This is a genomic window from Pseudoneobacillus rhizosphaerae (genome assembly GCF_917563885.1).
Classification (GTDB): Bacteria; Bacillota; Bacilli; order Bacillales; family Cytobacillaceae; genus Pseudoneobacillus; species Pseudoneobacillus rhizosphaerae.
Genome location: NZ_CAKJTG010000009.1, coordinates 100,873 through 114,169 on the forward strand (window position 1 = coordinate 100,873; position 13,297 = coordinate 114,169).

Annotated in this window: 12 protein-coding genes; 1 reads left to right on the top strand and 11 read right to left on the bottom strand. The window is 35.5% G+C overall.

Annotated features, from left to right (window positions below; genetic code table 11):
* The first annotated feature begins 2 nt into the window (after positions 1–2).
* Complete coding sequence (locus LRP83_RS09770; RefSeq protein WP_230496509.1) at positions 3–2,531, top strand: transglycosylase domain-containing protein; 2,529 nt, start codon at positions 3–5, stop codon at positions 2,529–2,531.
* A 49-nt stretch (positions 2,532–2,580) separates the two neighbouring features.
* Here LRP83_RS09770 and LRP83_RS09775 read toward each other — a convergent pair whose 3' ends face one another.
* From LRP83_RS09775 to panB, 11 genes are all read right to left on the bottom strand, one after another.
* Positions 2,581–2,940, bottom strand: coding sequence for a YpoC family protein (locus tag LRP83_RS09775; RefSeq protein ID WP_230496510.1), 360 nt, complete (start codon positions 2,938–2,940; stop codon positions 2,581–2,583).
* On the bottom strand, positions 2,937–3,593 hold the full coding sequence (nth, locus tag LRP83_RS09780; protein WP_230496511.1) for an endonuclease III: 657 nt from the start codon (positions 3,591–3,593) through the stop codon (positions 2,937–2,939). The genes LRP83_RS09775 and nth overlap by 4 nt, the downstream gene beginning before the upstream one ends.
* A gap of 59 nt (positions 3,594–3,652) precedes the next feature.
* Positions 3,653–4,351 carry a DnaD domain-containing protein gene (locus tag LRP83_RS09785; protein ID WP_230496512.1) on the bottom strand — a complete coding sequence of 233 codons (699 nt, stop codon included), beginning with the start codon at positions 4,349–4,351 and terminating at the stop codon, positions 3,653–3,655.
* 155 nt (positions 4,352–4,506) lie between these two features.
* On the bottom strand, positions 4,507–5,898 hold the full coding sequence (asnS, locus tag LRP83_RS09790) for an asparagine--tRNA ligase (RefSeq protein WP_230496513.1): 1,392 nt from the start codon (positions 5,896–5,898) through the stop codon (positions 4,507–4,509).
* A gap of 118 nt (positions 5,899–6,016) precedes the next feature.
* Positions 6,017–7,207: a pyridoxal phosphate-dependent aminotransferase gene (locus LRP83_RS09795; protein WP_230496630.1), complete on the bottom strand. Its 1,191-nt coding sequence runs from the start codon at positions 7,205–7,207 to the stop codon at positions 6,017–6,019.
* Positions 7,208–7,269: 62 nt separating this feature from the next.
* Entirely contained in the window at positions 7,270–7,743 is a 474-nt protein-coding gene (locus LRP83_RS09800; protein WP_230496631.1) for a cell wall elongation regulator TseB-like domain-containing protein, read from the bottom strand.
* Between the two features lie 3 nt (positions 7,744–7,746).
* Entirely contained in the window at positions 7,747–7,917 is a 171-nt protein-coding gene (locus tag LRP83_RS09805; RefSeq protein WP_230496514.1) for a YpmA family protein, read from the bottom strand.
* Positions 7,918–8,129: 212 nt separating this feature from the next.
* A complete protein-coding gene (gene dinG, locus LRP83_RS09810; protein ID WP_230496515.1) occupies positions 8,130–10,910 on the bottom strand; it encodes an ATP-dependent DNA helicase DinG in 2,781 nt (926 codons plus the stop codon).
* Between the two features lie 119 nt (positions 10,911–11,029).
* Entirely contained in the window at positions 11,030–11,416 is a 387-nt protein-coding gene (gene panD, locus LRP83_RS09815) for an aspartate 1-decarboxylase (RefSeq protein ID WP_230496516.1), read from the bottom strand.
* Positions 11,417–11,444: 28 nt separating this feature from the next.
* Entirely contained in the window at positions 11,445–12,296 is an 852-nt protein-coding gene (gene panC / locus LRP83_RS09820) for a pantoate--beta-alanine ligase (protein WP_230496517.1), read from the bottom strand.
* On the bottom strand, positions 12,297–13,130 hold the full coding sequence (gene panB, locus LRP83_RS09825; RefSeq protein ID WP_230496518.1) for a 3-methyl-2-oxobutanoate hydroxymethyltransferase: 834 nt from the start codon (positions 13,128–13,130) through the stop codon (positions 12,297–12,299).
* Positions 13,131–13,297 lie beyond the last annotated feature (167 nt).

A 13,297-nucleotide genomic window follows, 5' to 3' on the forward strand; every position in this document is an offset into this window, starting at 1 on the left:
ACATGAGTGAGAAATACCAATCAAGAGAGGATCGTCGTAAACAGCTTTCTAGCCAAAAGAAAAAAGGAAAGCGAAAGTCGGCTGGTTTATGGAAAAAGGTATTTCTATCCATATTCATCATAGGGATTATTGGCGCAATTGCTGGCGGTATCACGGTTGCTATGATTGTAAAAGATACACCAGAACTAGATGAAGCATTACTTAAGGATCCCGTTTCTTCAAAAATTCTTGATAAAGACGGCAATGTTATTGATGAAGTCGGTGCTGTCAAAAGGGACTATGTTGTGTATGACGATATACCAAAATTAATGGAAGAAGCTGTTTTAGCCACAGAGGATGTACGCTTCTATAAACATAATGGAATCGATTTAATCCGTCTTGTTGGTGCAGTCATCGCCAATTTCACGAACGGCTTTGGGTCTGAAGGAGCAAGCACCATCACTCAGCAAGTAGTGAAAAATTCATTTCTAAGTACGGAAAAAACATTAACAAGAAAGATTCAAGAAGCTTGGCTAGCCTATCAACTCGAACAAAAATATACGAAAGAAAAAATCTTCGAAATTTATGTTAATAAGAACTTAATGTCTGGAAGGATTCATGGTATTAAAACAGGAGCAGATGTTTATTTTGGAAAAGGTTTAGATGAATTAAAGCTTCATGAGGTTGCCGTTCTTGCGGGCTTACCTCAAAGTCCAAATAACTATAACCCTTTTATTTACCCTGACCGAGCAGAAAAACGTAGAAATATCGTCTTAAGATTAATGAATCAGCACGGATTTATTAGTAAAGAGGAAATGGAAGCAGCACAAGAGATTCCCATTGAGTCTACACTAGTAAAAAAAGAAGATCGTATTTTAGATGAAAATCCTTATGATTCATTTATTGATGTTGTAATCGATGAAGTAAGTAAACACGGGGATTACGATATCTATACAGATGGCTTAACTATCCATACTACACTGGATCCTAAAGCCCAAACATATGTAGAAAATGCGCTTTATACTAATGAAGTGATTGAATATCCTGATGAAAAGTTTCAGGCAGGAGTTGTTTTACTAGATACGAAAACAGGTGAAATTCGAGCAGTTGGTGGCAGTCGTAACAAGGAAATTAGCCGTGGATTCAATTATGCTACTGACACAAAGCGTCAGCCAGGGTCTACGATAAAACCTATTCTTGATTATGGCCCAGCGGTAGAATTTATGAAATGGGGTACCTATCATATTTTAGAAGATAAGCCTATTAAATACTCAGGAAAAGGCAATGTACAGCCACATAACTGGGATAATAAATATATGGGCGCTATGACCATGAGAGAAGCATTGGCACGCTCAAGAAATACAACTGCCGTACAAACAATCCAGCAAGTTGGTCTAGAGAATGCTCAGCAATTTGCTGAGAAGCTTGGGATCCCTCTTGACGAAATATACGAACCTTATGCAATTGGTGGATTAAAGGAAGGTGTTTCTCCACTTCAAATGGCTGGGGCATATAGTGCTTTTGGTAATAATGGGTTTTACACAGAACCATATACGGTTAAAAAGATTGTTCTAAGGGATGGCACGGAAATAGACACCATGCCTGAACAAGAAATCGTTATGAAGGATTATACCGCATTTTTAACTACAGACATGCTTAAAAGTGCAGTTAGTAGTTCCTACGGTACAGGTGGTAGAGCGAATGTCCCTGGACTTCCAATAGCAGGAAAAACTGGTACAACGAATTATACCGATGACGAGATTAAGGAATACGATATTCCACGTGGTGCAGTTCCGGATGCCTGGTTTGCTGGTTATACGACCAATTATACAGCAGCTGTTTGGACTGGATATGAAAATAGAAAAAACTATATTGCTTCAGGGGATAATCAAAAAATTGCACAATATTTATTTAAGAATATAATCGAATATGTTTCAAAAGATGTGGAGACACCTGACTTCACTGCACCTAAAACCGTTCAAAGGGTTAAAATTGAAAAAGGAACAAATCCAGCTCAGCTTGCTAGTGAATTTACTCCAAAGGAACTCGTACTTACTGAATGGGCTGTAAAAGGGAATGCGCCTCAGGAAATATCTACAAAATATGAAAAGCTAGATATTCCACGACAATTTGTGGCAACTTATGACGAACTGTTAAATGAGATTAAGCTTACTTGGGACTTCGAACAAAAGGGTTCAGAAAATTCACCGGTTGAGTTTGAAATAAGTGGCGCTCTGGATGAGGGTGCAGAGCAATTATTAACTAAAACAACAGAAAAAGAGTTACTTGTAACTAAGCCCGTTTTAGGCGGTATTTACACCTTTAAAGTTATAGCCACGCGGGGTGAACTTCGAAGTGACCCAGCAATCGTTACGATTGAAATTCCTGATTCATCTATCATTGATGAAAATGAGAATGGTGAGGACGATTGGGGTGATGGTAATGGTCAAGATAATGGTGAAAATGGAGACGATACAGAGCCTGGCCGTGAAGAAGATAACCCAGACGGTCAACTCGACGAAGATAATCCAGAAAATGAAAATAATTGGTGATAACTGCTTCACCTGCGATTAGAATTGACCATAAAAAAATGACTAAGCATTAATGTTTAGTCATTTTTTTTATGGCCATTTTCTTATTAAATTGTTTTTCTTGTTCAGTTATTAACTCCGATAACTGGATAAAAGAATGAAATAAATTAGGACGCTTCTTAATAAAGGTGATTCGTTCCAGTACATTAACGGGTTTCCATTGGAGCTCCATCATGTTGAATTCCTCTTCATTCCATTCACGGTCATTTGTTAAAAAGAGTAAATTCAAAAAAATTATTATTCCTTCTTCCATTGGAATAAATGTTTTCTCAGTTTCTCTATTTTCAAAATGCACCGTTAATACTTTTCTAACATCTTCCCAACGCACCAAAAGTTGTGAGATTCTTCTGCCATTAGCATCTAATTTCATGCAGAATCCTTCCCCTTTAATCGTTTTTTACCTTCTCGGCATAAACTTAATAATGGGCATGTTTCACACTGCGGATTTTGTGCTTTACAGTGGTATCTTCCAAAAAATATCATCCGATGATGGGTTACAGACCATTCGTCCTCCGGTACCTTTTTCATTAACGTTTTTTCAACCTCGAGAACTGAGTCCTTCAACCGACAAAATCCTAGTCGTTTACTCACCCTCTCTACATGGGTATCTACAGCAATAGCAGGAATACCATAGGCAACAGACATTACAACATTAGCGGTCTTTCTTCCCACGCCTGGAAGCTTTTGAAGCTCATCGCGATCATTCGGGACAACTCCATCATATTCTTCCAATAACAAATGACAAAGCTTCTGGATATTTTTTGCTTTGTTTCGAAATAAACCAATGGATCGAATATCATTTTGTAATTCCTCAATTGGAACACTTAAATAATCTTCTGGTGATTTATATTTTTGAAAGAGATTTTTTGTCACTTTGTTAACCAACACGTCAGTACATTGTGCAGATAATGCGACTGCAATAACTAATTCGAACGGATTATCGTGAATTAACTCACAATGAGCATCAGGAAACATTTCTCCCATCTGATCTAAGCAATATCTAATTTGCTGTCTATTAAGCATGAACATTACCTCTTCTTTCCCTTATAAAAAACGAGAGAAATATCATTTCCCCGTTTCTCTTAGCTTTCTAACCAATTATAAATTGGGACAGGTTGAGTAGATTGTTTTTGTGAATTTGGCTGTGGACGAGATTTTTGACGGAATTTTAATCCATAGCTTTTTGCTTGTTCTACTGTTTTCACACCATTTTTCTTCCATTCGAATAAAATTCGATCAATATATCTAAAATTTAATTTACCTGAAATAACTGCTTCTTTTAAAGCAGCTTTAATGATAGTCGAATCATGACGGTCATCATCAATCCACATGGCTAATGTTTCAATTTCAAAAGGTGAAAGCGGCCTTCCAAACTCTGTTTCGAAACACGTATATAAATCGTCTTCTGAATTTCGTTTAATTGTTGATTCCTCTGCTTTTTTCAGTAATAAAAAATAATCAATCATTTTCTCCCAAAGTGGCTGTAGAGAATACTTTTCAAATCGAATGCCGTCAGGACTATACTCATCTGTTATGTTAATAATTCCTTTTTGAACTAAAGTTCGCAACATATTAGCACATATGTCAGCAGAAGTAGTCATTCGCGTAGATAATTCTTCAGGAGTTGGAAAATCATTTCCTTTGTTTTGGTAGGAAATTACTTGAAGTATTAAAACCAATTCTGATTCAGTTAGTTTTAAGTTTTTAAACTGTGTAATTAAAAATGTAGGAACACTTATATTCCCTTCGTTTGCCCAAGCTAAAAGATTTACTTTTTCCATGTCTGACACCTCTATAACAGTATAACAGAAAAATGGGCAGGCTGAGAATGAATACTCACTGGTCAAAAGACCAAATGTTTCTAAATAAAGAGAAAGCCTTTAAAATAAAACAAGCGAACCTCTATATAAGGAGTTCGCTTGTTTCATTTATTCCATTAATATTCTGCATTACCAGTAGTTCTTGGGAATGGGATTACGTCACGAATATTGGACATTCCTGTTAAATACATGATCAGTCGTTCAAAACCAAGACCGTAACCAGAGTGCTTAGTTTCTCCGTATTTGCGAAGTTCCAAATACCACCAGTAATCTTCCATGTTCATTCCTATTTCCTCAATACGGCTTAGTAGAACCTCTTCGCGTTCTTCACGCTGGCTGCCGCCGATTAATTCACCAATTCCAGGCACTAATAGATCCGTAGCGGCAACAGTCTTATTGTCTTCATTTGTTCTCATATAAAAGGCTTTTATGTCCTTCGGATAATCTGTCACAAATACAGGACGATTATATACTTTTTCACATAAATATCGCTCATGTTCAGTTTGAAGGTCTATTCCCCATTCAACTGGATATTCAAATGATTCTCCTGATTTTTTCAGAATTTCAATTGCTTCTGTATAAGTTAATCGTCCAAAATCAGCCTCATTGACAAGAGTTAATCTTTCAAGCAAGCCTTTGTCAATAAAGCTATTAAAGAAGGCCATTTCCTCAGGTGCATTTTCCAGAACAAATCCAATTACATACTTCACCATTTCTTCTGCAAGGTCCATAATATCTGGAAGTTCAGCAAATGCCACTTCAGGTTCTATCATCCAAAATTCGGCAGCATGTCTAGCAGTATTTGAATTTTCGGCTCGGAAAGTTGGTCCAAAGGTATAAACATTTCTAAATGCAAGCGCAAACGTTTCAGCAGAAAGCTGACCGCTTACCGTTAAATTTGTTTCCTTGTTGAAGAAGTCCTTTGAAACATCTACTTTTCCTTCATCATTTTTTGGTAGGTTGTCCAAATCAAGTGAAGTAACCCGGAACATTTCACCTGCGCCTTCCGTATCGCTCCCAGTAATAATTGGAGTGTGAACATTAACAAAACCTTTATCCTGGAAGAATTGGTGGATGGCAAAGGATGCTAAAGAGCGAACTCGGAATACAGCTAAAAATGTATTTGTACGCGGTCGTAAATGAGCAATTGTACGCAAGTATTCAAAAGAGTGCTTTTTCTTTTGCAATGGATAATCAGGTGTTGAGTTGCCCTCGATAATGATTTTTTCAGCCTTAATTTCAAAAGGTTGTTTCATTTGTGGTGTTAATACAAACTGTCCTTCCACTCTAATAGATGCGCTGAGAGAAAGCTTGGCAACCTCTTTGAAATTCTCTAACTGATCATCAAAAACAATTTGGACACTTTTAAAAAATGTCCCATCGTTTAATTCTATGAATCCAAACGTTTTAGAATCGCGAACAGTTCGAACCCAACCTGATAGTATTACTTTTTGGTCAGTATATGTGTCTTGATTTCTAAATAAATCTTTAATAACTGTTTTTTTCATTTGTTTTGCCTCCCAATATTATGTAAAAATAAAAACCTCCATCCCTAATAAAAGGGACAAAAGGTTTAGATTAAAAACGAAGTGCACAACTCATAAAGTAAGTTCTCTTCACCAAACCCTAATTATTTTGTTTTCTAGTGCCAATAAATTCCTTGATTCTCTTTATTGCTTCCTCTAACGTATCGAGTGAAGTAGCGTATGATAAACGGATGTTTTCAGAAGCACCAAATCCTGAACCAGGAATAACAGCTACCTTAGCATCTTCTAATAAGCCTTCAACAAATTGATCAACGGTTTTAAATCCAGTTAATTCAGCCGCTTTTTTTACATTAGGGAATAAATAAAATGCTCCTTGCGGCTTAATGCAACTAAATCCTTCAATGTAAATTAGTTGTTCATAGATAATATTTAAACGCTCTTCAAAAGCCCTTCTCATTTGCTCAACCGTTTCTTCCGTCCCATTATAAGCAGCAATGGTGCCATATTGAGCAGTAGTTGTTGGATTGGAAGTGCTATGACTTGCGAGATTGGTCATAGCCGTAATAACATCCTTATTACCTGCTGCATAGCCAATTCTCCATCCCGTCATGGCATGTGATTTAGAGACACCATTAATAATAATTGTTTGTTCTTTTAATTGAGGAGAAATCTCGGCAATTGATATGTGTTTGTTTTCTCCATATATTAATTTTTCATAAATTTCATCAGATACAATTAAGATGTTTCTTTCAAGACAAACGTTACCTATTGCTTCTAGTTCTTCTTTTGAGTAAATCATACCCGTAGGATTGCTAGGAGAATTGATAATAACAGCCCTTGTTTTTTCAGTGACTGCCAAATTTAATTGTTCTGGAGTTATTTTATAGTCATTTATTTCCTGACCTTCAATATAGACAGGAACTCCTCCAGCAAGTTTCACTTGTTCTGGATAACTCACCCAATATGGAGTGGGAATAATAACTTCGTCACCTTCATCCAATAATACTTGAAATAATGTAAACAAAGCATGCTTTGCACCATTAACAACAATAATCTCGTTCGGTTTATATTCTATCCCTTGATCTTTCATGAATTTTTCTTGGATTGCTTTTTTTAAGGCTGGTAAACCTGCTGATGGTGTATATTTTGTATACCCCTCATTCATAGATTGTACCGCTGCGTCTATTATGTGCTGCGGTGTATTAAAATCTGGTTCTCCTGCTCCTAAGCCGATTACATCATGTCCTAGAGATTTAAGTTCTGCTGCTTTTGCAGTAATAGCTAGTGTTGTTGAAGGCGTTAAGGCTTTCACTCTTTGAGCAAGCTTTATCTCCATTTCATTCTCCCCTTTTCCAGTTCCAATAAGATACATTTCGTATTAAAAAGCCCTTATTAAAGATTTTCAATTTTTTTCAGCCATTCCCCTGTTTCAAAATCCAGATGATAGTAGTTTATTAAATTTGAGTCAGAAAGGTAATAAATTTCCCATAGGGGTATACCCTTTTCCATGCCTAATCTTATATCCATGATTTTCGTAGGTTCACTAAATTGTTTAACTTTTTTTATTGCATCCTTTGCAGTTATTCCATCCGCTTCTTTTTTTACCGTTATTTCTTTCTTGTCTTCGGAAATCCAAGCAATTAACGATTCCCCACTTTTACTTTTTCCCTTAACAACAAAAACGCTTTCCAATCCATGATATTCTTCAAAATCATCAATGCTCACGAGATTGGTTTCCGCTAACGCAATTTTTATTGCCTCTTTTTCAGAACCTTTTAAAGGTTTCAGGGCTTGTATGTATGTATAGGACAGAAGGGATGAAATAGTTAAAAATAAGACCAAAAAAATCCATAGAATTTTTTTCATCAATTATGTTCTATAAATGGTAAATATCGCTTTTTTTTGATCATCACGATCAAGTGCCAAACCAAACATTAAATCTTTTTCCTTTAAAGTACGGTTTAAGGCATCGACAATTTTATATAAATCTGAACTGTATTGGAGTTTCACAGTATTAAGGACTTCAATTTTACTTTCCACTAAATATACCTCCTAAAAATCAACAAAATCTGTAACTTATACGACGCAATAAAAAGGTAACAATATAATTACGAACCATTAAATACGCTCATCACCATTATAGCAGTTTTTTTATTAGGCAAAATACTAAAAAAATCTTTCTAGTCCACTTACGTTTGGCTGTGCAATTTTTGCACAGTTTTTTTCTAGTTTTTAATTGAAATTTCTTACTTTCATGGTAGCCAATATCGAATTTCTTTTAAAATTTCTTCGTTTTTCCTTTGGATAACATCAACTTCAGGGATGGAGTTAAAGAAGGATTTTCCATATTTTTCGGTTACAATTCTCCGGTCAAATATAATAAAAACCCCTTTATCCTGTTCTGTACGAATCAGCCTTCCAAATCCTTGCTTAAATTTCAAAACAGCATCAGGTAAAGAAACTTCTATAAAGGCATTTCCACCAAGTCTTCTTGCTTCATCGCATTTAGCTTGCATGAAAGGATCATCTGGTGGAGTAAAAGGGAGTCTCACCATAATTAAACAGGAAAGATCCTCACCTGGAATATCGATGCCTTCCCAAAAGCTACTAGTACCAAAAAGGATGGCTTTATCAAACTTTTGAAAATTCCTTGTTAAGCGTGATCGGCTTCCACTTGTAATCCCTTGAGCAATTAATGCATAATCCTCTAGTAAACCACTTTCCTTCATTAATGTAAAGGTTTTCCGTAACATATCCTGAGCAGTAAATAATAGAAGTATTCTCCCTTTCGTTTCTTCAGCGATAGAGATAATTTGTTCCGTTATTGCTACGACATATTCCTCATTAGATACCGACCTAATATCCGGAAGATCCACTGGGACAAATACTTTCACTTTATTTCGATAGTCAAAGGGAGAGGGTACAGTAATTGTTCTTGTCGATTCTTTCATACCAAGTTCATTTAATATATAGCTAAACTGATTTTCGACAGATAGGGTTGCCGAAGTAATTATTACACTTTTTTTATTATCAAAAAACAATTCTTGAAGTGGTTGAGAAATAGAAACTGGTTGTAAATAAATGGTTGTCGCATTTTGATACGACCTAAAATCAATATCAATCCAAGCTACATCCTGCTCAGTAGCATTTATAAAAATCCGCTTGATATTCTCTCTTACGCGAGTTATTTCCTGCTCCAAATGGTTAAACTCTTCAATTAAAAGGTAGTCCTTTTCTGAAAGTGAACACGCTATGAGAGAAGGTATGAATTCGATTGAATCTATTAATTCTTTCATTTTAAATGAAAAACGTTCAGCACTATGAAGTAAATGTTTAAAATCCTGATTTTGACGATTTAGTCTTTGACTTATTTTATAGGTCGGTTCGAGTTTAGAAACTTTTTTTACATATATTCTAACTGCCTTAAAAAACTCATCCATTTCAAAAAATAAATCACTTAAGATTAGGAAGATATTCTTAAAATCAATTGTCCCCTTTTTGCTTCTTAATAAAATTTCCATCTTATATAATAATTGCTTTTGCTCTCTCAAACCAAACTGATTCAACAAAAGCCTAATTCCAAAATAATCTAATTGCGACCCGAGAAATTTAGTTGCCACTTGATGAAAATGATGTCCCTCATCCAAAATTAAATAATCTATTTCAGGTAGAGTTTGATGGGACTGAGTAAGGTCAGTTAGCAATAGCGAATGATTTGTAATTATAAGGTCTGCTTCACCAACCCTTTGTTTTGCACGTAAATAAAAATCTCTCTCCTTCCATAGATCCTTTCCCCTTCTGGTTTCTTGCCCATGTCTAACTCGATTCCAGAATATTTGACCACCACTAGAAAGGTTTAATTCATCTACATCACCAGTTTCCGTTTCAAGTAACCAAATTAAAATTTGCATTTTTGTTAAACAGGAATCATAATTATCTTCTAAATCTTGAAGGCTTTTTTCAAATTTAGACAAAGAAATATAATGTGATTTCCCTTTTAATAAGGCAATACTCACTTTAAAAGGCAATATCTTGTTCAGGAGTGGGATATCCTTTTCAAGCAACTGAGATTGAAGTTGGGTCGTATAGGTGCTAATCATTACCTTGTTTCCAGTAGCTTTTGAAAAATAGGCTGCTGGTAAAAGATACCCTAGTGTTTTTCCAATCCCAGTCCCCGCTTCTAACACTAAATGGTTATGATGAGTAAATGCATCAAATATCTCATTCATCATGAGAAACTGACCTTCTCTTTTTTGATATTGTTGTATGGACTGCTTCAACTGCAGGTTCTTGTCCAAATCAGATTTCGGAAACAGATATTCATTAACTTCTGTGTTTGAATTCTTTTCATTTATAAAATTTGATTTATAAATAATTAATCCGTTTACCTTCTCTAAATGGTTTGGCCATTTTTCCATTTTTAAAGATTTGACTTCTAATAAGTCTTCAAATAACAATTGTATATCACTTTTTAATCCGCCTGAAAGCTCTGACAGTTGTTTACAGGTGGTTAATGGAATGGATTCCATACGATTTAAAAAATATAATAATAACTCGGCAGTCACTTCTGCATCGCTATCAGCCTGATGAGGCCGATTATGACTAAAGCCCAAGAGATTTGCTAAATCATTCAATTTATAACTATCAATTGTCGGAAATAAAAACCTAGCCATTTCCACTGTGTCAATAACTGATCCGTAGAAGCCATCCTGATTAGCATAAAGAAGTTCTTCTTGAAGAAAGGAAAGATCAAAAAGAACATTATGCGCCACAAAATAGGCATCCTCTAAAAGGGTTTGGATTTTACCTGCCAATTCCTCAAAATAAGGTGCATTTATTACCATTTCATCATTTATCCCTGTCAGTTCTTCTATAAAAATTGGAATTTTCATTTTTGGATTGATTAAAGAAGAAAATCGATCAACAATTTTCCCATTCTCTATTACGACTGCAGCAAATTGAATGATTTTGTCCCCTTTTTTCGGAGAGTTTCCAGTCGTTTCTAAATCAATCACAACAAATTTATTATTCATGTATTACACCTCGGGAACTTACTATCTATAAAAGGTATCATAAATATACGAAAAATGATAATATTTCTCTATTATTTTGACATTAATCAAAGGAAAAAATCCCCTTGAATAAGGGGATTCTAATTCATTACAGTATGAGCAGGCTCAGCAGCAATAAGATCTTTAATCTTGTTGTCCTCACTCATAATTGCTACCTTTGGTTTATGTGTCGGAACTTTATCCTCTGATACAAGAACGTAGGAAATGATAATGACAACATCTCCCGTTTGAACTAGCCTAGCAGCAGCTCCATTAACACAAATAACTCCACTACCACGCTGTCCAGGAATAATATACGTCTCAAATCTAGCTCCATTATTATTATTTACAATTTGAACCTTCTCGTTAGCAACCATACCAACTGCATCTAAAATATCCTCATCGATTGTGATACTGCCAACATAGTTTAAATCCGCTTCAGTAACTCTTGCACGATGGATTTTCCCATTCATCATGGTGCGAAACATAGTTGTCCTCTCCTTTAACTATTTGTCTCTATTTGTTCAATTGAATGATGATATTATCTATTAGCCTAGCCTTTGAAAATTTAACAGCTAATGCAATGATCAGCTTTTGTTCTAAACCAGTAACTGGCTTTAATTGAGGATATGAATAAATTTCAATATAATCTACGACACCACTTGTATTTTCTTGGATATATGTCTTCATGAAAGATACAATTTGATTATTTTCCTGTTCTCCTAAAACAATTTTCTGCTTAGCTAGTAGCAAGCTTTTATATAAGAAAGGAGCTTCTCTTCTCTCATTTTCTGTTAGAAAAACATTGCGAGAGCTTTTCGCTAGTCCATCTTCTTCTCGAATCGTTTCCACTGGCACAAGTTCAATTGGAAAGTGAAAATCATTGATTAGCCCGTCAACAACTGCAACCTGTTGTGCATCTTTTAATCCAAAATAAGCTTTATCGGGCAGGATAATATGAAAGAGCTTAGTTAAAACTGTAGCTACTCCATCGAAATGACCAGGTCTTGATTTTCCGCAAAGAACGTCCGTCCGATCAGTAACAGTTACTAATACAGAAGGTTCAATAGGATACATTTCACTAACCGAAGGATAAAAAAGGAAATCAACACCTTCATTCATTGCAAGCTGATAATCTCTTTCAAAATCCCTTGGGTACGTCGAAAGGTCTTCTTTTGGTCCAAATTGAAGCGGATTTACAAATATACTAATGACAGTGATATCGTTTTCACTTTTGGATTTTTTAATTAAACTCAAATGTCCTTCATGTAAATACCCCATTGTAGGAACGAAACCAATCTGAAGTGATTGTTTTTTTAGACTAAGAACTTTTTGCTGCATTTCGTAGATGGTTTCAATAATTTGCATTTATTTTCCTCCGTATAAGCCTTTCAGTTCTTCTTCTTTCATAGTAAAAGAATGTTGGTCCTCTGGAAAAGCTAAAGTTTTCACTTCAGTTACATATGATTGGATTCCTTCGACAATTTGAGTGTGAATATTATGGTATTGCTTAACAAATTTAGGCACTCGGTCAACACCATAGCCAATAATATCATGATAGACTAATACTTGCCCATCAACATTTATTCCAGCACCTATGCCAATTGTTGGTATACTAATAGCATTCGAAATTTCTAAAGAAAGCTGTTTCGGTACACATTCTAATACAATTGAAAATGCACCAGCTTCTTCGCACCTTTTAGCATCATCAATAAGTTTTAAGGCAGCTTGTGCTTGCTTCCCTTGCACCTTATAACCACCTAAGACATTGACCGATTGTGGAGTTAAACCTAAATGAGCGACAACGGGAATACCCGCTTTGGTAAGAGCTTTTATATGTTCAAGCACATCATCTGCACCTTCTAATTTAACAGCATGTGCACCTGTTTCCTGTATAATTCTGCCAGCAGCTAATAAAGTATCTTTAATGGACAGATGATAGCTAAGAAATGGCATGTCGACAACAATAAATGTGTTTTTTGCACCACGCCGTACAGCTTTTGCATGATGAATCATATCATCAACTGTTACGGGAATGGTTGATTCATAACCAAGTACTACCATTCCTAATGAATCACCTACTAATATGACATCAACATTTGCTTCTTCTGCCTGTTTGGCTGAAGGATAGTCATAAGCCGTTAGCATAGCAATTTTTTCATTATTCTTCTTCATTTTTAAAAAATCAGTCGTTTGTTTCATCAGTATTCCTCCTTTTACTGTAAAGCTTCCGTGATTTCACCACTTTAGCTAGACATCGAAAAAGAGTAACGAAACGTTTAGTTACTAATGGGGGGCGAGCACATTAGCTCACTTTTCTTCAAACAAAAAGGATCACTCCGCATTGCAGAAGGATCCTGTACTCCCTA